This is a genomic window from Desulfonatronospira thiodismutans ASO3-1 (genome assembly GCF_000174435.1).
GTDB lineage: Bacteria > Desulfobacterota > Desulfovibrionia > Desulfovibrionales > Desulfonatronovibrionaceae > Desulfonatronospira > Desulfonatronospira thiodismutans.
Genome location: NZ_ACJN02000004.1, coordinates 267,477 through 292,126, shown reverse-complemented (window position 1 = coordinate 292,126; position 24,650 = coordinate 267,477). Strand labels below are relative to the sequence as shown.

Genomic DNA, 24,650 nt, shown 5'->3' with positions numbered 1-24,650 from the left:
CATCGGTTGATGATCATGTGGTTTTCGGAGTAGCCCTTTGCTTTCCTTTGTGTTTGCATTTTATCTTTGATAAGAGATGTGCAGAAATATCGTCAACCGAACCGGCAGGCCGGTTTTCAAGCTGATTTCTGCAGGAAGGGCATTTTTTCATGCTGGCTCAATCCTGTTAAGGGTGGGGAGGCTTGACCGGAATCAGGCTGCCCTGAAGAGGCAACCTTGCTTCCCAAGATTTCAATAAATAATAGTTGTGTTTGCTCCGGGGTTCTTAACAATGATGAATCCTGATGTCAAAACAAAATTTTAAGTATATGTAATTTTTTGGGCACGGGTGCATCTTGGCACGTATACAGATGAACTCCTGATTCGTATGGCACTGCGTGCATTTCATTTTACAGGCAGATACCTGGCGCACGTGGTGAAGTGTCTGTTACTGCTTGAGCTATAAGGTGGTGATCATTTTGAACGAACCACCCCCGGCCCCTCCTTAACCAAGGAGGGGAGCAGGCCGTGCTTAACCATTCAGGGGATGCTTCACTGGCGCACGTGGCGAAGTGTCCGTTACCGCCTGAGATTTAAGGTAGTGATCATTTTGAACGAACCACCCCCGACCCCTCCTTAACCAAGGAGGGGAGTAGAATTCTCTGGTGTCTTTGACTGTTCATTCTACTTCCCGCCTCTCCTTGACCTAAGGAGGAGGGGAGTAGACCGTGCCGTACTCATGAGATGACAGACTTGTGTATCAGCAACATGCTGAAACAGTTGATCTTTCTTTTAGTTGACTGCAATAAATGTGTTTTGGCCGGGCTGGCTTTTATTTACATGTCAGGCTGCAGAACTTCCTGCACCACGAGGGGGACGAAGTTCTCATAAAGCGACTGCTGGATTTCGCCCAGGCCGGCGCGTACTGATATGGTTACCCCGCCCTTGAATTCAATGGTTCTGGCAGTAAGAGGGTCTTTGGACAGCTCGGCTTTCACCTGCTTTGCAATTTCAGCAGGTGCCCTGTCCAGGATCTGTTCCAGGTGCTCCTGGTTGAAATCAAGGGACATGGCATGCATCTCGCCTTTGTAGGGCGTATCCGCTATGGTTGTATACCTGCCCCTGCCAAGGACGCTTAAGTGGTCCAGGCGAAAGTCATAAAAATGCTGAACCGTGTTTCTGGAAATTCCGTCATTGACCATTCTCATGCCTAAATCCGGTTTAATGCTCATATTGCCTCCTTTCCGGTTTTTCAGTCGTCTTCTGATACTTCCTGCCATATCCAGGTTATGCTGCCTTCAGGGATGGTTCTGCCGGTATGTGACGACAGGGCGTCATACAGGTTCCACTCCAGGTCGGCAAGGTCGTCGACTTCGGTCATACAGCCCGGGTACTCCTTGATTTTGGCCGCCACGCAGCCATCGCTGTGTGCATACCTTACAGTCAGTACTTCTTTGACTTTGTTGTGCATTGTGTCTTTCTCCTTTCTTGTTCAGTGTCCGGGTCTGGCAGGGCACAGTCGCGGATAACCCCGGTCCGTGGACATCCGCGCCTGTGCCCTGTCTGATGGTTAGTACGCCATTACATGCTTTGTAACTCTGGAGTAGAGCTTATCCGCATTAAAGCCTTTTTTCTTCGATGCCTTTGCCGCCGGGGGTGCAGGGGCCTTGTCCAGCATTTCCTTGCAGCTGTCATGGGCCTTTTGCAGGCAGTCAACATACATTTCGTACCTGCGCTCCGGGAGCTTGAACCTCAAGACTGCTGTCTCGGCCGGGCCAAGATCACTTAAAAGGGGGTTTGTCGCGAAGCACCTGGAGACCCATTCCTGGGTGGCCGGGTCATCGGTCTGCATGATGATCTTGGTTGAGAAGTTGGCCAGCATGGCTCTTACTCTGTACTCCACCTTTGACCTGTACAGGCTGGACATGGTCTGGGTGGCGGCGATATTGATCACCCCGAACTCCCTGGACTTGGAGATCCAGCTGAAATCGTCCATGCTGGAGTTTTCATCAAGGTTTATAATGTCCTGAAACTCATCCATTATGTTGAACACCTTTTCCTGGGTATCTTTTTTGTCCTGTTCGCCGAAGCGGCTGTAAACTGTATTGTAAAACATCTCCTTTACCAGCCTGGCCAGCCTGGTGCCGGGGCTGCCGTATCTGGGTGAAAATCTGAGCACCACAATCTTTTTCTGTTTGAAGATAAGCTCCTCCAGGTCCAGGGGGTCTCCCCTGTCTGCGGAAAGATTGTCCGCCAGGCTGCCCTCGCTGAAGCCGTCCAGGAACTTTCTTGGTACGGCCAGTCTCCATGCAATCTGTTGTTCCATATCCTTATCTTTCTTGTCGTTCTTTATGGATTTTGAAATAAGAATGTTGAATCTGTCTGACTCCACCTCCTGACTGAGTTTTGCATTTCTGTTCCCAGTATCTTGTACCTTTTCCTTCCATAGCTCCCAGATATGCCCTGACAGTTCTTCATCATTGAGCATCATGGACAGCAGGGCCAGGCTGGGGGCAAAGCCCTTTCCGGGCATCGCCCTGTCCAGGTCTCGAAGTACTCTGGCGCACTGTTTGGTAATGCGTGCTCCTTTATGTATCCACTCTGCGTTTCTGCTTTCAGAGAACTGGGTTACAATCATGCTGTCCAGGGTCTCTTCCATCTCCTTGTCTCCAAGGCCTGCAAGAATATTGACGGGAGAGGCGGAATCAAAGGAGCCTATCTCGACAACATCCTTGAGACGTCCGTGAATGTGGGCCAGTTTGCGCACATGGTGGGTAAAGTTATTTTTTATGTCGAATACGAGGCCACCCATCTTCTTTGCCATAAGATTCGACAGAGAAGGCAGAATCACTGAAGATGTCTTGCCGCAGCCGGTATTTCCGAAAACTATCTGGTTGTGTACAGCCTCATCCATGGACACCGAGTCGCCGGAGTCAAAACTCACGACATGATTTGCGACCGCTTTGTTTCCAGCGCCCTTCTTTTTGCTCTGGCCCTGGCCGTTATTGTGAGCTACGAAACCCATCCTGCAGTCATGTTTTTTCTGGCTCATAAAATTCTCCTTTGTATGGTTTCAGGTTTGAACGTATATGCAATATACAATAAACTGCTGATTTTGTCAAGAGGAAATTTGAGGTTGAGTGCCTGTACATCAGAAAGTATATCGTCTTTATTTTTATTATCTTTTTTATTTTTGCGAAATGATCAAAAAACATATTATTATATACTGCAAATCTTGTTTTGACAAAAAAAATCTATGTCTGAATGGATCAACCGAGAATCTCTCTGGAAAATGCAAATACTCCATCTGCTGAAATGCCCAGGCCAGTCACCTGTATGCCGTTTTCCAGTCCGGACCGGTAATAACGGTGGTGGTGGCCGTGAATGATCATCTTTACCCCAAGGTCTGCAGCCAGCTGATCGATTTCCTCGAACCCGTGGCGGTGAGTGGTTGGAGCCTCGTGGCACAATAGGATGTCCGCGTTGCCCTGCTGTCTGAGTGCGTCCATATCCTCCGGAAATATGGTGGTCCAGTGCTTGCGGGGCAGCCAGTGCCTGAACCTGGTCTGGGGCCTTGCGTGTTCCAGGAAGGCCTGCCTGGAGTAGAACCTGGGGGCTTTTTCCTGCCGGGGGTGCCATACTGAGGCCCGGAACACCCCGCCAAGTGCTGCGACTTTGATGCCGGCTATTTCCACTGTCCTGCAGTGCAGGTTCTGCTCCTGCATGCCTAAGTGGTTTACCAGCCACTCTTCGCGGTCTGAATCGTGATTACCCAGGATGTAGTATACAGGGCAGGTGAATCCGCTTTCGGCCACAATCTCCTCCAGGGGCCTCGGCGGGCACTGATCCCCTGCAAAGATCACCGCCCGGGCACCATGTTCTTCGGCGCTTCTGGCTGCATAGTCGAAATAGCCGTGCGGGTCTCCGCAGATAAGGATTTTTGCTTCTTGGGACATAATCTGTTCCTTTAGTGAGCGGCAGAGCCGCCTGTGTGCAACGGAGTTGCCCGTGCCAAAAAATCTTTTCTGGCACTGGAAGCCTTAAGGCTTCACACGGGTGCTCCGCACGCACGGTTTTAAAGAATAAAGAGTTCAAGAGGCGCTACTTCTCCGGCCGTGAGCGGCAGAGCCGCCTGTGTGCAACGGAGTTGCCAGCCTGCCCCGTTGAATAGCTCATGAGCTAGCCCGCAGGGCATTCAACTGGGGTGCCAGAAAGATCTTGTTTGGCACGGGAAGCCTGCAGGCTTCACACTGGTGCTGCGCACACACGGTTTTTAAGAATAAAGGGTTCAGGAGGCGTTGCCTCCTGAATTTTTACCCCAGCCTGTTGCAGATTCAGATGGAGCAGCTGCCGCAAAAGGGGATTACAATTACATAAAGAATGCAGAGCACCAGGACGGTGTTTCTCGTTGTAAAAAGTCTTGACATGCTGTCCTCCCTGCCTCATGAGGCGGCAACAGTCTGGTTCAGGCGGTCAACCTGAACCAGGTTTTAATCGTATAATATCAGGTTTTGCTTGACATTTTAAACGTTATCAAATATAATATAATATTAACTTATGCCGCTGCCGCTCTAGCACTTCTCCCCTTGTCCTGGCTCTGTCGGCCTTCCAGCCCGGCCCTTGTTGTCAATACATGATCGATGATTCCGTATTCCTTTGCTTCTGCCGGTCCCATGAAATAGTCCCTGTCCATGTCGTGTTCCACTGTGGCCATGTCTTTTCCAGTGTGATGGGCCATTATTGCGTTTATTTCCTGTTTGATCCTGATGATCTCCCGGGCATGAATGTCGATGTCAGCTGCCTGTCCCTGAAAGCCTCCAAGGGGCTGATGGATAAGTATCCGGCTGTGGGGCAGGGCATAGCGCATTCCTTTCTGTCCGGCGGCCAGCAGCAGAGCTCCCATGCTGGAGGCCTGACCCATGCACAGGGTTGCTACAGGGGCAGAAATGTACTGGATGGAGTCATATATGGCCATCCCCGCAGTGACTGAACCGCCCGGGGAATTGATGTACAGGTTGATTTCCATTTCCGAGCTTTCCGATTCCAGAAAAAGCAGCTGAGCACAGACAAGGTTGGCCAGCTGATCGTCCACCGGGACCCCGATGAATATAATCCTGTCCTTAAGAAGCCTGGAGAAGATATCGTATGATCTTTCGTTTCTGCCTTCGCTGTGGATTACCATTGGTGTGTATTTCATCTGACCTCCTTTTTGCCGGCAGACGCCTGAACCACCTGCCCGTTAAAGATATTCAAGCCCTTTTCAAAAATGCCCCTGCCAAGTGTAAGAAGTAGTATATTAAATACTGCACGTTTTGTCAAGTAGAAATTTGTTTTTGATTGATGTTTTTTTAAAGTTATTATATCTTTACAAGTGGCAATTGATGTTCATCTCAGGAGGTGATCTCTGGTTTATCGTTTAGCAAAATAATGTGTACTGCAGATTACAGCTTTTGTCAAGCCCTTTTTTAAAAGCGGGGGGTGCTTTAAAAAAGGGGCCGCAGGGAGTCTGTGGGGGCTGTTTGCCCCGGCCGTGAGCGGCAAAGCCGCCCGCTCGCCCCGTGAAACAGACTTTTGTCTCCGCGCAGCGGGTTTCACCGGGGTGTGCAACAGAGTTGCCCGAGCCGGAAAGATCTTCTCTGGCACTGGAAGCCTTCAGGCTTCACACCCGACTAAAATGCGCTTTGCTGTCCTGCAGAATTTTAGCGGGCAGGCGGGTGCTGCGCACACACGGTTTTAAAGAATAATAATTTCATGAGGCTTTATTCCTCCAGCAGTGAGCGGCACGCCCTGAGAAGGTTATGCATTCTGCCTCCTTTTTGTTTTTTGGTGGGGTCCATGAACAACTTTTTTGGCATATGGTTTTTCTTGCCGGGTTCTGTTTGTGCACCTCCTTATGGGTAACTGGAGAGTTAATAGTTATCAGTTAATTGTTAATAGTTGAAGAAAAAGACTTGTGATTTCATGCAGTTACCTGTTAAATGTAATTGGGCAGCTATGTATTATAAAAACATAACAATTCCAGCGTGTTGCGCTAGAACTTTTGACTGTCCAGATGGGTAAGATTGATTATAAGATTAATACTGCCTTTAAAATGTCCTGTGCAGTATACCATAAATTTCAAAAAAGTCAAGAGGAAATTTAATTTTTGTGCAGACTCTGATAATATGCAAAAAGTACTTGACAATGGCCGAAAAAAATGATATTGGATAAACAATGATTTTCTCGCTTTAAGGAATAATATATTGTACTGCACTTTTAAAAAATTCTGCTGTTCCCGGCAATGGGATAATGCCGATGGTCACGCTTCTGACCTTTCTGCAGGCTTACCCCCGGGGCAGTACCCGGGGCGGATACGGACCCCTGAACTGCTGAACAGCAAGACTTCATGGAAAATTAATGCCCAGCGACACAGAACAGACCAGATTGGTAAAGCTTAAGGAAGTAGCCAAGATCACGGCAGGTCTTCCGGCCAGGAAAAAGATGGAAGAAGATCCACAGGGCAACATGCGGGTGATCCGCCCCAAGGACACAGCAGCCTGGAGGCGCGTCAATCATGATGAGTTGATCAGGATCCGCTTTAAGGGAAGAAAGATTGAAAGCTACTTTCTCAAACCTGGAGATATCCTTTTTTTCGGTCGTTCCGGACAGAGCCATTCAGTTGTACTGGAAAGCCCTGTCCCGGAAAATACTGCTGCTGCCCCAAGCTTTATGGTCTTAAGGATCAAGGACGATAAAACCCTTCCTCATTACCTGAACTGGTATCTGAATTCCGACAGGGCCCAGAAATATTTCATGGCTGAGGCCGGGGGTTCTTTCCAGAGGGTTGTAACCAAATCTGTCCTGGAAAACTTAGAAGTGCCTCTTCCAGAGCAAAACGATCAGGAGAGGATTGTCAGAATCTGGTATTTGTGGCTTAAGGAAGAACGTCTTACGCGTCAAAGACTGAAGCACAGGGAAGAGATGGTACAGGTAGGGATAGACGGTATTCTTGGCGGAGGTATGAAATGAGCAGGTATGACGAAATATATAAACTGCTTTCCAATATATACTCCGAGCACGAGAGTCGCCGACTGGGAGCGTTGACCTTCCTTCAGACCCAGACCATGCTGCTCTGGAAACTGCAGGCTGAGAAAAAGAAATATCCCGGCTTTACCCGGCTCCATCAGAACATCTTTCCGCAGGAAAAAAGGAGGGAACCCCGGGAAAAAGAAAGCACTGCAAAACTCATCAACAAATACATGGCTGATTTTGCTGCTGGACCCGGACCTTCAGATTCAGACAGGGAACTTTTCAATCTTGTTTTACAGCATGCACCTTACCAGGAAGCTGATGCAGAGGTCTGGGAAAGAATAATCAAGTTTCTGAACGGTTACAGCCTAAAGGATCTTTTCGATGCTTCTGGACAGGATGCCCGGAGTGATTACTGCCGGGCCTTTAATCTGAAAGGTTACAGCATAGAGGATCTTTTCGATGCTTCTGGACAGGATACCAGGAGTGATTACTGCCGGGCCTTTCAAAAGATCATTGCCGAGTATGGCGATCCGGCCAGGGTTGCTTCATTACCAGTGGATTTAAGCCTGTTCATGTCCAGGGTGTTAAATATCCAGGATAAAGACAGGGTGTTTTTTGCCGGATGCGGGGTTGGTACAGCCCTGCTCAACTGCGTTGCAAATGAACCGGCAAACTATGTGTATGCCCAGGACAGCATTATTACCAATGCCCTGTCAGCCAGGGTTCACCTGGCCCTGTTCGGGTGTGATCATTCAAAAGTACCTGCAAAGAATCTTCTACTCGAACCGGATTTTATCGAGGAAGACAAAAATCTAAAAAAGTTTGACTGTGTAATCAGCCTGCCCCAAATGGGCTCTGTTTCTTCACGGATTGCAGCCAGGCTTAGAAAAGATCCCTTTGGCCGTTTTCCGGAGACTCTGGTTGGCAGGCGCTTTACCCTGGAGCTTGCCCACATGGCGCATACCCTGCATGCAATGAAGCCCAGTGCAGGCAGAGGGGCCATCCTGCTGCCGGCCAGGTTTCTGAGCATTGAAAGTTCTCACCTGATAAGAGCACACATAGTCTCCGTGAACTATGTGGATGCGGTCATAACAATTCCCAGGAGTTATATCCCCAGTCTTACGTTCGACATGGCCGTTCTGGTGCTTAAAATGGACAAGCAGGATGAAAATGTTTTGTTCGTAGACAACAGCAGCTTTAAGCTCGACCCCGATTACCTGATGGACATCCTCCAGAAAAGACAGGATGGGTATAAGGGGTCAATGCTTGTTACAACCACAAAAATCCATGGAAACAAATATAATCTCTATCCCGGCAGGTACAGAAAAGACACCCGAACTTCCAGGCCGGACCTGGAACAGATAAAAGAGCGGATAATCAGCATCGACACAGAACTGAAAGATGTCCAGGACAAGCTGGATAGAGAACTTGCGGAGGTCGGCATGCTATCCGGGCACACATAGCCTGAAGAAACTCTAACGAATACCTTAAGGCTGCGTTTAAAGATATGGGCGGGGCATGCCTTGCTGTGGATCTTTATTCTTCACAACCGTATGTGCGGAGCACCCGCCTGCCCGATAGAATTTCGCAGGTCAGCAAAGCGCATTTTAGCCGGGTGTACGCCTGAAGGCTTCCCGTGCTCAGGAATTTTTTCTGGCACGGGCAACTTCTTGTCTGCTCCTGTGCATTCTGGAATTAGAAGGTGCTGTGCAGCTTGTACATTCCGAATTCCCTGTGTCCCAGGGCTTCGGCCTTGGTCTGTTTGCCGTTTATGACCTCTATAAGTTCCTGAAAAAGCCTTTCACCGGCCTGGGCGATGGATTCCCGGCCGTCGATCACCGGGCTGGCATCAAATTCTATGTTGTCCTTCATGTTTTCATAGGTTGTTTTATTGCCGGTTATCTTGATGACAGGGGCAATGGGTGAGCCTGTAGGGGTGCCCCTGCCGGTGGTGAAGATGACCACCTGGGCTCCGCCGGCTATCATGCCGGTAATGGACTCTATGTCCTGTCCAGGCGTGTCCATGAAATGCAGGCCTTTTTCCCGGGGTATCTGTGCGTAATTCAGGACTCCATTTAAAGGCTGCTTTTTGCCTCCCTTGTATATGCAGCCCAGGGACTTTTCCTCAATGGTGGTCAGCCCGCCTTGAATATTTCCCGGGGTGGGCTGGCCGCCGCGCATGTCAAAGCCCAGGTCCCGGGCTTTCTGCTCACAGCCGGCCACGGTATCAAGGAGTTTTTTCTTTACCTCATCTGATTTGGCGCGCCGGGAAAAAATGTGCTCAGCACCGATGATCTCGGTGGTTTCGGAAAAAATGGTGGTCCCTCCCAGGCTGATGAGCTTGTCCGATACATATCCGGTCACGGGATTGGACACCAGCCCGGAAGTGGCGTCCGAGCCTCCGCATTCCAGGGCCAGGATTATTCTGGACAGGTCTGTCTGTTCCCGGTGCTGGGACTGGGTCTCTTGGATCATGTCCCTGACCAGGCGCAGACCCTTTTCTTCGGTCTTGAGGGTGCCGCCCTGCTCCTGGATGATCAGGTGCTCAACCCTTTTTCGGGAACCGGCAGCGATTTCATCAGCGACCTTTTTAATGGGAACGCCTTCGCAGCCCAGGCCCACCACCAGGACAGCGGCGATATTTGGATTTTTGCCGAGATTTATAAGGGTCTGGGTGGTAAGCTGCATGTCATTGCCAAGCTGGCAGCACCCGTGCTGGTTGGGAAGATAAATGGTGTTCCGGGTCCTCTCGGCGATATGTTTGGCGGTTTCCGAGGCACAGACCACTGTAGGGATGACCGCCACCATGTTTCTGATTCCCACCTGACCGTCTGGACGCATGTATCCCCAGATATTCATAGCTAACCTTCCTTTCTGTCTGTAAAAGTTCCGCGGATGCTGTCTACATTGTGCACGTGGACATGTCCGAACCTGGATATGTCTCTGGTGGCCACCCCGATTACTTCCCCGTACTTGATGATTTGTCCGCCCTGGCTTATGTCGGAAAGGGCGAACTTGTGCCCGAAGGTAACCGGTTCTTTGACTTGAATCTCAAATGTTGAATCATCGTCCTGGACCAATACCTTTTCCCCGACGTCCAGGTCCTTTGTGGCAGTGGCCACATTGTCATCTTTGTTGATCAATACAGCTGAACTCTTCATGGTGTACTCCTGTGGCTGGTGAAAAACTGGTTTATGCTGACCCTTGTCCGGCATGGACAGATGAAACAGCTGCGCCGGGTCAGTGACTTGCCGGGTTGCCGATGCCGGCCGGAAGATGGAAGAAAACCAGCAGCATGTAAAGGGTTGGTCCTGCAGCCCTGTTCCTGAAAGCCACCGGCACAGAAAACAGTTCAGGAGGCGTTATGAGCAATGTTTCCTGAGCATCCGCTCCAGGTCGTCTTTCTGTACCGGCTTGGCCAGGCAGTCATTCATGCCTGCCTCGAGAAACCGCTCCCGGTCACCATCCATGGCGTAAGCGGTTAAAGCTATTATTGGGATCTGGGAATTCGGGGATTCAGGGATTGGGGAATTGAGGGATTCTGGGATTGAAGAATTCTGGGATTCAGGGATCTGGGAATTGAGGGATTCAGGGATGGGCTCTCCTTCCTTTGATCCCAGACCACTGACCTCTGATTTGTGCTCCCTGACTTCTGACCTCTGATCTCTGATCTCTGATTCCTGTCTCCTGTCCCCTGCGGCGCGGATACGCCTTGTGGCCTCCATCCCGTCCATGCCCGGCATCTGAATATCCATGAGAATACAGTCGAAATCCTGGTGGGCAAGCATATCCAGGGCCTTTTGACCGTTCCCGGCCAGGCTTACCTGGTGTCCGGACTTCTGCAGCAGGCGCTTCATGGGCAGCTGGTTGGATGGGTCATCTTCAACCAGGAGAACTCGAAGCCCTTGATTATCCGGGGCTGATTCAGAAGCATCCAGTTGTTGTTCCTTTTCAGGCTGCTCAGGCACCTTAAGGGGCAAAAGAATATTGAAAGTGCTGCCTGCATCCGGCATGCTCTCTACGGTTACCTCTCCGTGCATGAGTTCCACAAGCCTTTTGACTATGGACAGGCCAAGGCCTGCTCCCTGGTATTTGCGGGTGTAGGCGTTCTCGGCCTGGACAAAGGGCTTGAAAAGATCCCCGGCCCTGTGGGGAGTCATGCCTATGCCAGTATCGGATACGGTAAGAAGCACCTGGATATCTCTTTCCCGACGTTTCATCAGATGCCAGTTCACCTGTACCCGGCCCTGCTCGGTGAATTTAAGGGCATTGCCCACCAGGTTGAACAGAATCTGCTGCAGCCTGGTCTCGTCTCCCAGAAGGATTTCAGGCAGTTGCGGATCCAGGCTGTATTCCAGGGCAATATTCTTTTCCCGACAGGTGACCATGAAAAGCTCTGTCACTGAAAAGCAGAGTTTTCTGACATCAAATTCTTCCTGCCTGATCTCCATCTGACCGGCCTCAATCCGGGACAGATCAAGGATATCCGAGAGAAGCCTGGTCAGCCTGCGGGCGGACGTGAGCCCCATCTGCACATACTGCGCCTGCTCCACGTCCAGGCTGGTGGCTTCCAGAAGCTGCATCATTCCCATGATGCCGTTTATGGGAGTGCGAATCTCGTGGCTCATGTTGGCCAGAAATTCAGACTTGGCCCTGTTGGCTGCTTCAGCTTCGTCCCTGGCCTTTACGATTTTCTCCTCGGCGTCTTTCTGCCTTGTAATGTCGCGGACGATACCCACCGCGTGCCACCTGTTCTGCAAAGATACAGCGGACAGGGAAAGGGAAATGGGGAATTCTCTGCCATCCCGGTCAAGGGCGGATAATTCAATTGTTTTGCCTATGGCATCTCCCCTGCCGGTCTGCTGAAAATGCTGGAAGGCTTTCAGGTGTTGCTCATGGTATCTTGCCGGGGCCAGGATATTGTGCAGGTCCTTGCCCACGATTTCTTCCGCGGTATATCCGAAAATTGATTCAGCCATGGGGTTCCAGTAGGCAATTTCACCTTCAGGCCCCATCAGGACAATGGCGTCCTGGGCCGAGTCTGTAATGGCCTGCAGCTGAGCACGGCTTTCCTGCAGGGCATTTTCGGCCTGCTTACGCTCTGTAATATCCATAAGGGACGCAATGCTCTGGGTAGTGCCTGGAATGGTATCTATGCAAAGATAGATGTGATGCTCATGTCCATGTGCATCAATGAAGCGGAATTCGTACTGGCGCGGGGCGGTATAGTCATCCTTGCGTCTGGAAAAATGAAAATGCCTCATCTGCTCCAGGTCCTGGGGGTGGACGAATTCGGTCCAGGATTTTCTGCCTTCAATATCCTGCCTGCAATAGCCGCTTAGTCCTTCAAACCTCGAGTTGGCCAGGGAAATGGTGGTGTCCTCTTCGATTATGACCTGGGCCGTGCCCGTGGTCTCGAATATAGCCCGGTAATACTGCTGAGAACGGCGCAGGGCTTCTTCCAGACGTTTCTGCTCTGTAATGTTGCGTGCATGGACGATGACGCCCTGGATTTGTCCATTTTCGTCCAGGCAGGGGTGGAAAAAGACTGAAAGGCACTCCTGAATGCCAGCCGGAGTATCGAACCATGACTCATAGTGCTCCTCTTTTCCTTCAAGACAGCGGTCCAGTCTGGGCTTGACGATGTTGTCAAACACATGAGCGCCGAGAAGGCTTTCTACGGTGTGGCCGACAATTTCTTTCCTGCTTCCGGCAAAAGTGTCTAAGTATGCCTGATTTACTGCCTGGTAAACGTAATTGCGGTCCACAAAAGACATGGGTTCTTTGACCGTGGAAACTATCGCCTGATACTTGCGCAGGGTTTCCTGGGAGGGCTCATCTTGGGTATGGGCGCTGTGCCCTGTGGAGTGCAGGCTTTTTTTCATGTTTTTCCCCTGCAAGAGGTTGAAAAAATCTAATCCCGGCTTATTCTATATTGTATCAAAATGATTTTAATCAGCGTAGATCAGTTTACCCCGTGAAATCTCTTATTATTTCACTGGGGCGAGATCAGCGGCTAACATCTTTCTTCTTCATGCAACTGATAACATCAAAGGCAAAAAGAGGCGTTGCGGCTTATCATAGCGGGGGCTCTGCAAGCGGTGATCCGCAGTGCCGGACCTGCACCTCCCTGCCTTCCACCCCGCTGAGGGCGACTACTTTCCAGGGAAAGGTCAAAGCGGTGGTAGCCGGTCCATCCGGGGGATGAAGGCTGCACTGCAACCTGATGACATCACTGTCCTGGTGGGTTATTTCCACTTCCATCCGATATCCGCCCGTGGGGCGCTGACCTGCGTAAAAGACGGCGAAAGCCCCGGTCTTTTCAGGCCATTCCGGCCTGGATTCCCGGAGCAGACTCCAGACTTCCTGCCAGTTTTCCCTGTCTCCGGCCATGGCAGCCGGGATTTTTATTTCTGCATAGTGTCCCGACCACTGGTGTGCTATCTCAGCACTAAGTGCATCCTGGCCGTCCTGGCTGCAGGAAATAAGGCCAGAAAGAAGAAAAAGGCTTACGGCCAGCAAGATGCTGCTGTGAAAACCTCCGGGGGAGCTTATTGTCTGCATCATGTGATTTCTGAGCGCTCAACAGTTATCCTTTATTCTCACCACTTAAATAAAGGCTCCAGGGGATTATGTGCAGTTCGGAACTTACTTCTCTGGTGCTGCCCAGCTTCCAGTCAGTGGCCTGCATGCCCTGGGGCAAGAGGGCGTTGATCTCTTTCATCAGGCCCGGGAGGTCGATTACAGGATGTCTGCTGAAAACCTGGGGAAGCCCATAGGTCAGGTTGCATGCCATGCACTTTCCAGATCTCTGCTTGAGCCTGAATTCCATATCCAGCCGATCCCCGGCGTTGCCAGCCAGCATCAGCTGGATGTCGAAAGTGCCCTCCCCGGGATCACCGTACAGGGCCTCAAAAAAATCATCAGCCCTGCTGGGTGGAAATATTTGCTGGAGTACTTCAGGGGTGAGGATTTCTTCCACGCTCTTATTGTTGCTCATGCCCTTCTCCTGTAGGTGTTTTCTGCCATCAGTGCGTTGGCCGCAAATTTTTACTGTTGCGGCTTAAAATATTTTTTTATCAGATGTCAGTATAGTTTAAAAGCCCTTTTTTTGTCTGACACCGGTTTGAAGCGCCTGCAGCAGGGAGAAGGGGACGGCCTCAGGTCCGGGTTCCAATGTCCAGCAAAACTCCGACATTGGCCTTTCTGGATATCACGGGTTCAATCAGTGAGCTTTCAGCAGTCATAACGGTTGTAACTCCTGGTCCATGACCTGCCCGCCTGCAATCGCTGTGGGATATGACTCCAATGGCCAGCCATCCCTGACGGTAGGTGCGTCCGAATCTGTGGTCCTGATCCATCAGGGCCACAAAGTCGCCGAAGCGCAGACTGTCCAGAGCATACTTATCCACTGAATCCCGGTCGCTGGTGATGATGTCACAGTCGCCTTTTGCCGTATGTGCCGCTCCCGTGCCCGATCCGACACAGACAGCCGGGACTATGGCGGTAACCGGCACTTTGATCCCGCTTTTGTCGTTTATTTCAATATCCATGAGCTCCAGCAGATCCGGGTCGAGGTTTTGCAGGGCAATTTCCGGGTAGTCGGTAAGTTGCAGGCCCTGTCCTCTGGCATGGATGCGGATGGTATCCTCGTAGGAAAGCTTTTCTTTAATTTCCCGGGAAAAGTCCAGTATCAGATGTTCTGATCCGCCGTGCTTGCCCATGACAAAACCAGGGGATCCCTTTGCTTCTCCGGAAATTACCGTGGCCCTGTTGCCTATGCAGGAAAACAACTGCAAGGAGTTATTGGGATGCTCTGCAGGCTTGTGGGTATTGCCGGTACAGCTCACCCCTGGTTCCACGTGGTCTCCGGCCCAGCCGAAAGCGCTGTCCCCCACCTGCACGTTCAATGTGATTCCACCGATGGAAGGCAGGATAAAGGGGGAGCCCTCATGGTCCAGTCCCCAGCCTGCCTGAGCTTTGGGTGGGCCGGGTTTGCCCTCCAGCAGAAATTCAATGATATGCTCTTTGTTGGTCGACAACTTGTTTTTTTCTTTATTCATAAAGCTTTCACTGCTCTGGAGAGGTTGGAAGATGACTTAAATCTACTATAGGAAAAGGCGTCACTTATCAAGTCAGTGCAATTGACTCAGGTGGCCGGCTCCCCTGAGGCTGAATTGCTGGAGTGGTTGCCGGGTATTACCTCCAACAGCTCCAGGCGCAGGAGGTTCAGGCAGGCCCAGGAAAGGGCGGTGATACTGGCCTGGCGGTCCGGGTAGCCGCGGGTAAATTCCCTGGCCAGGGTTCTATGTCTGCCTGCCAGGCCCATAAAGACCCTGGTCTGGTCTGCTTCTTTTGCTGCAAAATTTACCAGCCCAAAGTCGGACTCTGCATCCGTCATGATTTCACTGGCCAGTTCCCTGGCGCTGTGCAGCGGATCGACATGTGTGCGGGAAAATCCCTGAAAATCTTCATGGACCACCCTGGCCAGTAAAAGGGCCTTGCTGCCGGCTTCAGTGCCGGTTGCAAGGTGGGCCAGCATCCCTCCGCTGCAGCCTTCCAGTATGGCCAGGGTCTTATTCTGGTCCGCCAGAAGCTGCATGGTCTCCTCCTGGAGTGTGCTGTCCCGGCTGGAAAAGACCCTGTCTCCAAGTCTGTGCTTGACCCAGTTGACCGCATCTTCCATATGCTGACCATAAGTCCGGCCTGCAGGCTGTCTGCAGTAAAGCCTTGCCTGAATCGCAGGAAACTTGAAGCGAAATCCCAGATGAATATCCGGAAAGGAGGACGAAAATCCCTGCAGGGCCTGTGCTGTTTTAGATTCTGATATGCCGAAGCAGGAGATCACCCGGATGGACATGGGCTGCAGCTGTTGAGCCAGGTGTTTTTTAATCCAGGGGGTTACAGACAGATCAAACATCTGTTTCATTTCTGAAGGTACTCCGGGCAGGGCAAAAAGGCAGCAGTTGTGTATATTGAGGCGAAATCCCGGGGCAGTGCCGGCCGGGTTGGGCAGACAAACACTTCCAGCCGGAATGAGGGCCTGTTTGAGATTGGATTCAGGCATGGGCCGCTGCAGCCTGGCAAAATAGTCTTCTATGCTTTGCAGGGCCTGCCTGTTTTGCTCCAGCTCCACGCCGCAGGCCCTTGCTGCGGCCTCGGCGGTGATGTCATCGGGGGTAGGGCCAAGTCCCCCGGTGATAACTGCAATATCCGCCCTCTGGGCAATCTCCTGGATAAGACTTTGCAGTTCCCTGAGATCATCACCCGCACAGGAGATGCGGCCGACCTCAAGTCCTGACTGCAGCAGCTGCCGGGTAATCCAGGCAGCATTGGTATCCACCAGTGAGCCGCTCATGATTTCGTCCCCGGTGGATAATATTTCAGCTCTGATCATGTACGGTGTTCCTTTTAGTAAAGTATTGTCGGTTACCAGTTGTCATCTCACCCATAACCTGTACGTTGCCTTTTTCTGGCACGGGCAGCCTGGTAACCATTCAAGGGGTGCCAGCAATCGCCACCGGGAATAGGGCTGAGGCGTACTCCCCAGCCGTGAGCGGCAGGGCCGCCCGTGTGCAACGAAGTTGCCCGTGCCAAAAAAATCTTCTCTGGCACGGGAAGCCTTCAGGCTTCACACCCGACTAAAATGCGCTTTGCTGTCCTGCGGAATTTTAGCGGGCAGGCAGGTGCTCCGCACACACGGTTTTGAAGAATAAAAAATCCCCAGCAAGGCATTGCCCACATGGTAGACAGGCAAATTGGCATATCTCCCCCCTGAAGAGTTACGCAGCCTGGGCTGGATATCCCAGTGAGCCGGATGGGCTGAAATTACGTATATCCGAGTCTGGATGAATATACCAGTGAAAGCGCCTTTGTAAAGATTATATATTTTAAAATATAAATATTATAATATTTGTTGACATCCATTTTATAAACAGGCAGCCTTGCTTCCACATCGATTGTTTAAGGAAGGGATCTCATACAACCACCCCTGGCCTTAAGAAGTATGGGAGTATGGGAGTAAGGGAGTAAGGGCGTAAGGGCGTAAGGGAGTATGAAAGTATGGGAGTCAAGATATCTTTATACCCACACATGGATACTCCCATACACCCATACTTTCTTCCTAAGGGAGGGGAGCTGCACCGTGGCCTGGATTTACTTGTGTGGTGGGTTTCTGGAATGTTTATAAGGTAGGGATTTCATACAACCACCCCCGACCCCTCCTTGGCTAAGGAGGGGAGCAGCACTGTGGCCTGGATTTACTTGTGTGGTGGGTTTCTGGAATGTTTATAAGGTAGGGATCTCATACAACCACCCCCGGCCCCTCCTTGGCTAAGGAGGGGAGCTGTACCGTGGCCTGGATTTATTTGTGGGGTGGAAGTTTAGTCACGATCCAGACGGAGTGTTTATACAGATGCATGCGTCAGAGTGTTGCCACGCCTCGATCTGCTCCCCTCCTTGGCTAAGGAGGGGAGCTAATAATGAAAGGTCGGTTACAACCACCCCCGGCCTTAAGAAGTATGGGAGTAAGGGCGTATGGGAGTATGGGGGTCAAGATATCTTTACACCCACACATGGATACTCCCATACACCCATACTTTCTTCCTAAGGGAGGGGGAGCTGCACCGTGGCCTGGATTTATTTGGGGGGTGGAAGTTTAGTCACGATCCAGACGGAGTATTTATACAGATGCCTGCGTCAGAGTGTTGCCACGCCTCGATCTGCTCCCCTCCTTGGCTAAGGAGGGGTTGGGGGAGGTTCGATATTTAGCTCCCTTCCTTCCCAGCACTACCCAGGCCAAGCAGGGGAGCTGTACCGTGGCCTGGATTTACTTGGGGTGTGGAAGTTTAGTCACGATCCAGACGGAGTATTTATACAGATGCATGCGTCAGAGTGTTGCCACGCCTCGATCTGCTCCCCTCCTTGGCTAAGGAGGGGTTGGGGGTGGTTCGATATTTAGCTCCCTTCCTTTACTGAGGAGCAGGCCCGGTTGAACATTGCCAGGCACAGAGAAAAGATAGAGTTCTTCCTTTGCGATCATCGCGTCTTTGCGTGAGGAAAAATGGATTGCGGTCATAGCCGCCTTAAACATCAACCGGAAAAAATTATTAAATTAACTATGTTTCAGCATGTAACCAACGAAAAACGTTCAGTTTTTATAATCAACCAGATTCGAAGCAACATTCTTATGGGGCGACTCAAGCCCGGTGATCGGCTGCCGTCGGAACAAAAACTCATGTCCGAGTTCGGGGTCAGCCGGTTCACCTTGAGGGAGGCTTTATCCTCCCTGGAAACAATGGGACTTCTGGAAATCAAAAAAGGCTCGGGAGGCGGGCCGGTGGTCAAGGAAGTGGGCATGGATTTTACCAGGGATGCAATCAGCCATTTTCTTCATTTCCAGAATGTGTCCATAAAAGAGCTTTCCGAGGTGCGAAAGCTCATAGAGCCCTATCTGGCCTCCAAGCTGGTGGAAAAGCTCAGCGACAAGGACCTGGAATACCTGCAGTCCTTAAACGATGCCTGTTCCCGGACTCTGGAGCGGGGCGAGAACATCATCGGCGGGGAGCACGAAATAGATTTTCACGTACATCTGGCCAGGGTATCCGGTAATCCGGTCCTGGTAATGATCCTGGATTTTGTGAACAAGCTCCTTGCAGAGGTCAAGGTGGAGGTCAAGCCCGGCCCGGATTTTTCCCAGCACGTAGTAGATGCTCATCAGCGCATTCTGGACGCCTTGGTGGCCAGGGACGCGGAGAAGGCTGCTCAGGCCATGTATGACCATGTATGCGATGTGGAAAAAGAAATGCTGGGCATCATGGAGTCCCGGTCATGATGGTGCACTCTAAAAAAGTAACCATATAGTCCTGTCAGCACTTCACCGGGCAGTGAGGGATGCTGCACAACCATTTTCTGCAAGCTCAGGAGATAAGTTATGAAAAACTGTACCTTCAGGTCACCCCCGACGATTCATTGTGGAAGCGGTTTTTCCGCCAAGGCAGGACCAGAGGCCCTGCGCAGTGGAGCCACCCGGGTTTTGCTGGTCACGGACAGTACCCTTAAAGAAATGAATGTCATTGCCCCGGCCCTTGATTCTCTGAATGAAGCCGGATTGCAGGTTGTGGTCTTTGACGAGGTGGACGACGAGCCCACCCTGGAGCATGTAGAAAAGGGCCTGGAGCTTTTGCGCCGGCACGGGTGCGATTTTCTCGTGGCCTGCGGAGGCGGCAGCCCCATTGATGCAGCCAAGGCCATTGCCATTGAGGCCGTGAATGAGGGCCGGATATTGGATTATGCCGGGATAGACAAGATTCCCGGCCCCGGTCTGCCGGTCATGGCCATCCCCACTACCGCTGGAAGCGGAAGTGAAGCCACCATGGTAACCATTATCACAGATGCCCGCACTGATGTAAAAATGCTGCTCATCAGCCCCTGGCTGATGCCCCGGGTGGCGGTCATAGATCCCCTGCTTACCCTGAAATGCCCCAGGCACATTACCGCCAGCACCGGCCTGGACGCCCTGACCCACGCCATTGAAGCCTATGTTTCTGTCAAATCCCAGCCCATGAGCGATATGCTGGCCCTGTCCGCAGTGAGGCTCATCAATACATATCTGCCCAGGGCCTGGGCCAATCCGGACGATCTGGAGGCCAGGAGCCAGACTCAACTGGGCTCTCTGCAGGCCGGCATGGCCTTTACCAATTCTTCAGTAGCCCTGGTGCACGGCATGTCCAGGCCCATCGGGGCCAATTTCCACATAGCTCACGGCGTTTCCAATGCCGCCCTGCTGGGTGTGATTACAGATTTTTCACTGCTGGGTGCTCCCCAGCGTTACGCCGCGATCGCTGAGGCCATGGACCAGCCTGTAGCAGGCCTTCCTGTGCACCAGGCGGCCAGGCTTTGTGCAGACAGGACCAAGGAGCTGATAGAACAGCTGAAAATCCCCTCCCTGAGTCAGCTCGGGGTGACCCGGGAGAAACTTGATCCTCTGGTGCACAAGATGACTGATGACGCACTGGCCAGCGGCAGTCCGGGAAACAACCCCAGGAAGGCAACCAGAGATGAGATTGTGGAGCTCTATTATCAGGTGCTTTAGCGGAAGGTAGCGGGAATCTGGATAAGGAAGTGGTTATTTAGAACGAACCACCCCCGGCCCCTCCTTAACCAAGGAGGGGAGTGGTCCGTGCTGCAGGCATAAAATGACAATTTTTTGTGACAGCGACATAGCCGAACCTGCGGGAAACTGGATAAGGAAGTGGTTATTTAGAACGAACCACCCCCGGCCCCTCCTTAACCAAGGAGGGGAGCAGTCCGTGCTGCAGGCATATAATGACAAGTTTTTGTGACAACGACATAGCCGAACCTGCGGGAATCTGGATAAGGAAGTGGTTAATCAGAACGAACCACCCCCGGCCCCTCCTTAACCAAGGAGGGGAGTGGTCCGTGCTGCAGGCATAAAATGACAATTTTTTGTGACAGCGACATAGCCGAACCTGCGGGAAACTGGATAAGGAAGTGGTTATTTAGAACGAACCACCCCCGGCCCCTCCTTAACCAAGGAGGGGAGCAGTCCGTGCTGCAGGCATATAATGACAAGTTTTTGTGACAACGACATAGCCGAACCTGCGGGAATCTGGATAAGGAAGTGGTTATTTAGAACGAACCACCCCCGGCCCCTCCTTAACCAAGGAGGGGAGCAGTCCGTGCTGCAGGCATATAATGACAAGTTTTTGTGACAACGACATAGCCGAACCTGCGGGAATCTGGATAAGGAAGTGGTTAATCAGAACGAACCACCCCCGGCCCCTCCTTAACCAAGGAGGGGAGCAGTCCGTGCCGCAGGCATAAAATGACAAGTCTTTGTGACAGCATGTTTAAAACAACAGATAAAAAATATTGGAGGATTTGATTATGAGTTTGCCGCTTTTGAAAAATTACATCAATGGTGAATGGGAGCAGTCCGGCACCACTGAAACTGGAACAGTATGGAACCCAGCCACAGGAGAGAAGCTGGCCCAGGTGCCATACAGCACTGCTTCCGAGGTGGACAGGGCTGTGCAGGCCGCCAGGGAAGCGTTTCAGGAATGGCGCACCGTGCCTCCCATCAAAAGGGCCAGGTATATGTTTGCCCTGAAAGAGGTGTTTGAGGAAAACTTTGAAGACATTTCAAAGACCCTGGTCCGGGAAATGGGCAAGACCCTGGATGAATCCCGGGGCGAGGTCCGCCGCATGATTGAAAATGTAGAGCACAGCACCGGTGTGACAAGCCTTGCCATGGGGTCCACCCTGGAAGACATCGCCCGGGGCATTGACTGCAGCAGCGAGCGCCAGCCCGTGGGGGTATTCGGGTGCATCCCGCCATTTAATTTTCCAGCCATGGTCCCATGGTGGTTCATGCCTTACGCCCTGGTCACCGGCAACACCTTTGTTCTCAAGCCTTCGGAGCAGGTGCCCATGACCCAGGGACTGATTTTTGAGCTCATGGAGGAAATCGATCTGCCTGAAGGGGTGGTGAACATGGTGAACGGATCTAAAGAAGTGGTCAACGCCATGCTGGACCACCCGGACATCCAGGGGATTTCCTTTGTGGGCTCCACACCCACGGCCAGATACATTTACAAGCGTTGCGGAGAAACCGGCAAAAGAGTGCAGTCCCTGGGCGGGGCCAAGAATGTAATCACTGTGATGCCTGACACCAATATAGACAAGGCCATGCCCTCCATCATCACCTCGTTTTTCGGATGTGCTGGACAGAGGTGCCTCTCTGGTGCGGTTCTGGCCCCTGTGGGAGACATAGCCGATGAATTCCTGGAAAAGTTTGTGGAGCAGGCCCGCAACCTGAAGGTGGGGGACGGCCTTGATTCGGGTACCCAGATGGGCCCCCTGGTATCAGCGGCCCACAAGGAAAGGGTGCTTGGGTATATTGAAAAGGGAATATCAGAAGGGGCGGAGCTGGTCCTGGACGGCAGAAACCCGGCAGTGGAGAACCCCGAAGGGTTTTATGTCGGCCCGACCATTTTCGATAACGTGAGCAAGGACATGACCATTGCCAGGGAGGAGATCTTCGGGCCGGTGGTGTCGGTTCTGCGGGCCGGGTCCCTGCAGGAGACCATTGATTACGCCAACAGTACAGGTCTGGCCAATGCCGCCTGCATATACACCTCCAGCGGTGGGGCTGCAAGGGAATTCAAGTATAAAGTCAAGCCCAGCATGGTGGGCGTCAATGTCGGTATAGCCGCCCCCATGAGCTTTTTTCCTTTCGGCGGCGCAGGCGATTCCATGTTCGGGACCCACAAAGGCCAGGGCCAGGATGTATTCCAGTTCTTTACTGATGCCAAGGTGGTAATCAGCCGCTGGTTCTAAGCAGGCCGCAAGAATCAGGTCATGGCAAAACACGCGTACAAACCCTGAGTCAAGGTGTTATGCGTATTTCAACAGGAGTTTAAAAATGTCCCTGAAAAACTTCGGAGGTGTCCTGGACTATGCCATTGCAATGGAAAAGCAGGACGGCGGATTTATACAGCAGGCCATGAACAATCCGGACATGCAGGATTGTTCCGAGCTGCTGCAGGCCCTGGCAAAAGAAAACCTCAAAAATGCCAAAAACCTGGCCAGGGCAAGACAGGAAAATATCTCCGAGATGATCCTGGAACCTGTCCAGGGTCTGGAAGAAAAGAGTTATCAACTGTCTCAGCCCGATGCAGAAGGTATCAGCAGGCCGGAAATAATGCAGCTTCTGCAGCGGATGGAAGAGCGGGCTCAGCAGTTTTACACGGATGCCGCGGAAAAAATCAGGCCTGTTTCAGATGTGTTCAGTACATTCCAGAAATTGGCCAAAAAAAGAAAGGCCCGGATTGAAAAGCTCAATCCTGTTTTGGAAAACTAAAACCAAGGGGGAGTAAAATGGCAGACTTTTTGTGTCCCGCAGTGAATTTTATCGGCAGGGGTACTGTAAGTGAAATCGGTTCCAGGGCGAAAATGTTCGGAACCAAAGCCCTGATGGTGTGTGATCCGGACCTGGTCAAGATTGCCGGGGGACCGGTGGATACAGTCAAGGCCTCTCTTGAGAGCTTCGGCATCAAGTTTGCTGTATTTGACGGGTTCGAGCCCAACCCCAAGGATACCAATATCGCAGACGGGCTCAAGGTGTACAACTCCGAGTCCTGCGACATGATCGTCACCGTCGGGGGAGGCAGCACCCATGACTGCGGCAAGGGAATCGGCATCGCCGCAACCCATGAAGGGGATCTGTTCGACAACTATGCCGGTATTGAAACCCTGAACAATGAACTGCCTCCAGTTCTGTCTGTGAATACCACTGCCGGCACCGGCAGCGAGGTGACCAGGCACTGCGTAATCACCAACACGGCAAAGAAGGTCAAATTCGTTATTGTCAGCTGGAGGAACCTGCCCAAGGTGTCCATCAACGATCCGGATCTGATGGTGGGCAAGCCGCCGGCACTGACCGCAGCCACAGGAATGGACGCTCTGACCCATGCTGTAGAGTGTTATGTGACCAAGGATCCCAACGAAAACGCCGATGCCCTGGCCCTGCACTCCATAAAGCTCATTGGCAAGTATCTGCGCCGGGCCGTAGCCAACGGACAGGACATGCAGGCCAGGGAAGGTATGGCCTATGCCTCATTGCAGGCGGGCATGGCCTTTAACAATGCCGGGCTGGGCTACGTGCATGCCATGGCCCATCAGCTGGGCGGCCTGCTGGATCTGCCCCACGGCATCGCCAATGCTGTTTTGTTGCCCCATGTGGAAAGGTACAACCTCATGGTCAATCCGGAGAAATTTGCGGAGATTGCTGCAGCCCTTGGCGAAAATACCTGTGGACTGGGACAGATAGAGGCTGCTGAAAAGGCCATTGACGCCATCCAGCGTCTTTCCAGAGACGTGGGAATACCTCAGGGACTGTCGGAACTGGGTGTGAAGGAGTCAGATATCGAGCCCATGGCCAGACAGGCCATGCAGGACGGCAACGCAGGCACCAACCCCCGTGTTGGAACGGTTGAGGATATTATACAGCTGTTTAAAAACGCCATGTAACAGCCGGTCTCCATCCCAAACTGATTTGCGGCAGGGAGAGGATTCCCTGTCCCTGCCGCCTTATCGGAACCATTCAGGGGGGGGTGCCGGATTCACGCCTCTGGCGGGACAGTCCCCGGGCCTTGTGCCAGTAATCAGCACCGAGGACCCCTTGAATGGTTACGCCCCCTGAATGGCTCTCCCGTACTGCCTGCAGCTTTGAGCTGCAATATTCAAGGCCCTGTCAGCGTGTCAATCTTTTCGGGCTGGAAGCTGCCGGAAAGTCTAAAGCTTGTGACCCCGGCCGCGCTCGGAGAATTTTCTTGTCAGATCAACTCTGCGTATGCCTTTCCTGTCTGCGCATTCTCTGCATCTGCCCTGGGTGTAGGCAAGAGCGTCAAAACGGGGGTCATACGAATACTCTTTTTTGCATTCCTTACACACGGTTGTCAGCAGCATAGGTCATTCCTCCTTTTTCACCTGTATGTTGCTCGCCTGCAGGAAGACAAAATTTTGCAGGCGTAGACTTCTGCTTAAAAATCAAATAAAAACAAATGGTTATCTTTTTGTGCATTGTAAAGCATAGCAACAGGAAATTGCAGGCAAGGTGCCGGTAAAGACTGTCATGG

Annotated in this window: 20 protein-coding genes; 7 read left to right on the top strand and 13 right to left on the bottom strand. The window is 51.9% G+C overall.

Annotated elements, in window-relative coordinates; genetic code table 11:
- Positions 1-815: 815 nt before the first annotated feature.
- From DTHIO_RS18495 to DTHIO_RS18475, 5 genes are all read right to left on the bottom strand, one after another.
- A complete protein-coding gene (locus tag DTHIO_RS18495; protein WP_008871766.1) occupies positions 816-1,211 on the bottom strand; it encodes a hypothetical protein in 396 nt (131 codons plus the stop codon).
- Between the two features lie 20 nt (positions 1,212-1,231).
- Positions 1,232-1,450, bottom strand: coding sequence for a hypothetical protein (locus DTHIO_RS18490; protein ID WP_008871765.1), 219 nt, complete (start codon positions 1,448-1,450; stop codon positions 1,232-1,234).
- A 99-nt stretch (positions 1,451-1,549) separates the two neighbouring features.
- On the bottom strand, positions 1,550-3,031 hold the full coding sequence (locus DTHIO_RS18485; protein ID WP_008871764.1) for a type IV secretory system conjugative DNA transfer family protein: 1,482 nt from the start codon (positions 3,029-3,031) through the stop codon (positions 1,550-1,552).
- A gap of 217 nt (positions 3,032-3,248) precedes the next feature.
- Positions 3,249-3,935, bottom strand: coding sequence for a metallophosphoesterase family protein (locus tag DTHIO_RS18480; RefSeq protein ID WP_008871763.1), 687 nt, complete (start codon positions 3,933-3,935; stop codon positions 3,249-3,251).
- A gap of 599 nt (positions 3,936-4,534) precedes the next feature.
- Complete coding sequence (locus DTHIO_RS18475) at positions 4,535-5,176, bottom strand: ATP-dependent Clp protease proteolytic subunit (protein WP_008871762.1); 642 nt, start codon at positions 5,174-5,176, stop codon at positions 4,535-4,537.
- Between the two features lie 1,199 nt (positions 5,177-6,375).
- Here DTHIO_RS18475 and DTHIO_RS18470 point away from each other — a divergent pair.
- Positions 6,376-6,987 (top strand): restriction endonuclease subunit S, encoded by a 612-nt coding sequence (locus DTHIO_RS18470; protein WP_008871761.1) that lies wholly within the window; start codon positions 6,376-6,378, stop codon positions 6,985-6,987.
- Positions 6,984-8,453, top strand: coding sequence for an N-6 DNA methylase (locus tag DTHIO_RS18465; RefSeq protein ID WP_008871760.1), 1,470 nt, complete (start codon positions 6,984-6,986; stop codon positions 8,451-8,453). The genes DTHIO_RS18470 and DTHIO_RS18465 overlap by 4 nt, the downstream gene beginning before the upstream one ends.
- Before the next feature lie 232 nt (positions 8,454-8,685).
- Here the strand turns inward: DTHIO_RS18465 and DTHIO_RS18460 are convergent, their stop codons facing one another.
- From DTHIO_RS18460 to DTHIO_RS18430, 7 genes are all read right to left on the bottom strand, one after another.
- Positions 8,686-9,849, bottom strand: coding sequence for a UxaA family hydrolase (locus tag DTHIO_RS18460; protein ID WP_008871759.1), 1,164 nt, complete (start codon positions 9,847-9,849; stop codon positions 8,686-8,688).
- A 2-nt stretch (positions 9,850-9,851) separates the two neighbouring features.
- Entirely contained in the window at positions 9,852-10,151 is a 300-nt protein-coding gene (locus tag DTHIO_RS18455) for a UxaA family hydrolase (RefSeq protein ID WP_008871758.1), read from the bottom strand.
- A 201-nt stretch (positions 10,152-10,352) separates the two neighbouring features.
- Entirely contained in the window at positions 10,353-12,875 is a 2,523-nt protein-coding gene (locus DTHIO_RS20170; protein ID WP_008871757.1) for a PAS domain S-box protein, read from the bottom strand.
- A gap of 193 nt (positions 12,876-13,068) precedes the next feature.
- Positions 13,069-13,557, bottom strand: a complete 489-nt coding sequence (locus tag DTHIO_RS18445) for a protease complex subunit PrcB family protein (protein ID WP_008871756.1) — start codon at positions 13,555-13,557, stop codon at positions 13,069-13,071.
- A 22-nt stretch (positions 13,558-13,579) separates the two neighbouring features.
- Entirely contained in the window at positions 13,580-13,990 is a 411-nt protein-coding gene (locus DTHIO_RS18440) for a hypothetical protein (protein ID WP_008871755.1), read from the bottom strand.
- Between the two features lie 160 nt (positions 13,991-14,150).
- A complete protein-coding gene (locus DTHIO_RS18435) occupies positions 14,151-15,053 on the bottom strand; it encodes a DUF4438 domain-containing protein (RefSeq protein ID WP_008871754.1) in 903 nt (300 codons plus the stop codon).
- Between the two features lie 86 nt (positions 15,054-15,139).
- The gene (locus DTHIO_RS18430; protein ID WP_008871753.1) at positions 15,140-16,387 is read right to left on the bottom strand and encodes a competence/damage-inducible protein A; all 1,248 of its coding nucleotides are present in this window, start codon (positions 16,385-16,387) and stop codon (positions 15,140-15,142) included.
- A 1,722-nt stretch (positions 16,388-18,109) separates the two neighbouring features.
- Between DTHIO_RS18430 and DTHIO_RS18425 the strand changes: the two genes are divergently transcribed.
- From DTHIO_RS18425 to DTHIO_RS18405, 5 genes are all read left to right on the top strand, one after another.
- Positions 18,110-18,823, top strand: a complete 714-nt coding sequence (locus DTHIO_RS18425; RefSeq protein ID WP_008871752.1) for a FadR/GntR family transcriptional regulator — start codon at positions 18,110-18,112, stop codon at positions 18,821-18,823.
- A 99-nt stretch (positions 18,824-18,922) separates the two neighbouring features.
- Entirely contained in the window at positions 18,923-20,083 is a 1,161-nt protein-coding gene (locus DTHIO_RS18420; protein ID WP_008871751.1) for an iron-containing alcohol dehydrogenase, read from the top strand.
- Between the two features lie 815 nt (positions 20,084-20,898).
- A complete protein-coding gene (locus DTHIO_RS18415; protein WP_008871750.1) occupies positions 20,899-22,350 on the top strand; it encodes a CoA-acylating methylmalonate-semialdehyde dehydrogenase in 1,452 nt (483 codons plus the stop codon).
- Positions 22,351-22,435: 85 nt separating this feature from the next.
- Positions 22,436-22,873 (top strand): ferritin family protein, encoded by a 438-nt coding sequence (locus tag DTHIO_RS18410; protein WP_008871749.1) that lies wholly within the window; start codon positions 22,436-22,438, stop codon positions 22,871-22,873.
- A 17-nt stretch (positions 22,874-22,890) separates the two neighbouring features.
- Positions 22,891-24,042: an iron-containing alcohol dehydrogenase gene (locus DTHIO_RS18405; RefSeq protein WP_008871748.1), complete on the top strand. Its 1,152-nt coding sequence runs from the start codon at positions 22,891-22,893 to the stop codon at positions 24,040-24,042.
- A gap of 264 nt (positions 24,043-24,306) precedes the next feature.
- Here the strand turns inward: DTHIO_RS18405 and DTHIO_RS21520 are convergent, their stop codons facing one another.
- On the bottom strand, positions 24,307-24,480 hold the full coding sequence (locus DTHIO_RS21520) for a hypothetical protein (RefSeq protein WP_008871747.1): 174 nt from the start codon (positions 24,478-24,480) through the stop codon (positions 24,307-24,309).
- Positions 24,481-24,650 lie beyond the last annotated feature (170 nt).

What these genes read in the sequence shown, in the direction of transcription:
- DTHIO_RS18440 (WP_008871755.1), bottom strand. Translation starts at nt 13,990, where the DNA reads ATGAGCAACAATAAGAGCGTGGAAGAAATCCTCACCCCTGAAGTACTC.
- DTHIO_RS20170 (WP_008871757.1), bottom strand. Translation starts at nt 12,875, where the DNA reads ATGAAAAAAAGCCTGCACTCCACAGGGCACAGCGCCCATACCCAAGAT.
- DTHIO_RS18430 (WP_008871753.1), bottom strand. Translation starts at nt 16,387, where the DNA reads ATGATCAGAGCTGAAATATTATCCACCGGGGACGAAATCATGAGCGGC.
- DTHIO_RS18460 (WP_008871759.1), bottom strand. Translation starts at nt 9,849, where the DNA reads ATGAATATCTGGGGATACATGCGTCCAGACGGTCAGGTGGGAATCAGA.
- DTHIO_RS18465 (WP_008871760.1), top strand. Translation starts at nt 6,984, where the DNA reads ATGAGCAGGTATGACGAAATATATAAACTGCTTTCCAATATATACTCC.
- DTHIO_RS18470 (WP_008871761.1), top strand. Translation starts at nt 6,376, where the DNA reads ATGCCCAGCGACACAGAACAGACCAGATTGGTAAAGCTTAAGGAAGTA.
- DTHIO_RS18410 (WP_008871749.1), top strand. Translation starts at nt 22,436, where the DNA reads ATGTCCCTGAAAAACTTCGGAGGTGTCCTGGACTATGCCATTGCAATG.
- DTHIO_RS18475 (WP_008871762.1), bottom strand. Translation starts at nt 5,176, where the DNA reads ATGAAATACACACCAATGGTAATCCACAGCGAAGGCAGAAACGAAAGA.
- DTHIO_RS18490 (WP_008871765.1), bottom strand. Translation starts at nt 1,450, where the DNA reads ATGCACAACAAAGTCAAAGAAGTACTGACTGTAAGGTATGCACACAGC.
- DTHIO_RS18445 (WP_008871756.1), bottom strand. Translation starts at nt 13,557, where the DNA reads ATGATGCAGACAATAAGCTCCCCCGGAGGTTTTCACAGCAGCATCTTG.
- DTHIO_RS18455 (WP_008871758.1), bottom strand. Translation starts at nt 10,151, where the DNA reads ATGAAGAGTTCAGCTGTATTGATCAACAAAGATGACAATGTGGCCACT.
- DTHIO_RS18415 (WP_008871750.1), top strand. Translation starts at nt 20,899, where the DNA reads ATGAGTTTGCCGCTTTTGAAAAATTACATCAATGGTGAATGGGAGCAG.
- DTHIO_RS21520 (WP_008871747.1), bottom strand. Translation starts at nt 24,480, where the DNA reads ATGCTGCTGACAACCGTGTGTAAGGAATGCAAAAAAGAGTATTCGTAT.
- DTHIO_RS18480 (WP_008871763.1), bottom strand. Translation starts at nt 3,935, where the DNA reads ATGTCCCAAGAAGCAAAAATCCTTATCTGCGGAGACCCGCACGGCTAT.
- DTHIO_RS18405 (WP_008871748.1), top strand. Translation starts at nt 22,891, where the DNA reads ATGGCAGACTTTTTGTGTCCCGCAGTGAATTTTATCGGCAGGGGTACT.
- DTHIO_RS18485 (WP_008871764.1), bottom strand. Translation starts at nt 3,031, where the DNA reads ATGAGCCAGAAAAAACATGACTGCAGGATGGGTTTCGTAGCTCACAAT.
- DTHIO_RS18435 (WP_008871754.1), bottom strand. Translation starts at nt 15,053, where the DNA reads ATGAATAAAGAAAAAAACAAGTTGTCGACCAACAAAGAGCATATCATT.
- DTHIO_RS18425 (WP_008871752.1), top strand. Translation starts at nt 18,110, where the DNA reads ATGTTTCAGCATGTAACCAACGAAAAACGTTCAGTTTTTATAATCAAC.
- DTHIO_RS18420 (WP_008871751.1), top strand. Translation starts at nt 18,923, where the DNA reads ATGAAAAACTGTACCTTCAGGTCACCCCCGACGATTCATTGTGGAAGC.
- DTHIO_RS18495 (WP_008871766.1), bottom strand. Translation starts at nt 1,211, where the DNA reads ATGAGCATTAAACCGGATTTAGGCATGAGAATGGTCAATGACGGAATT.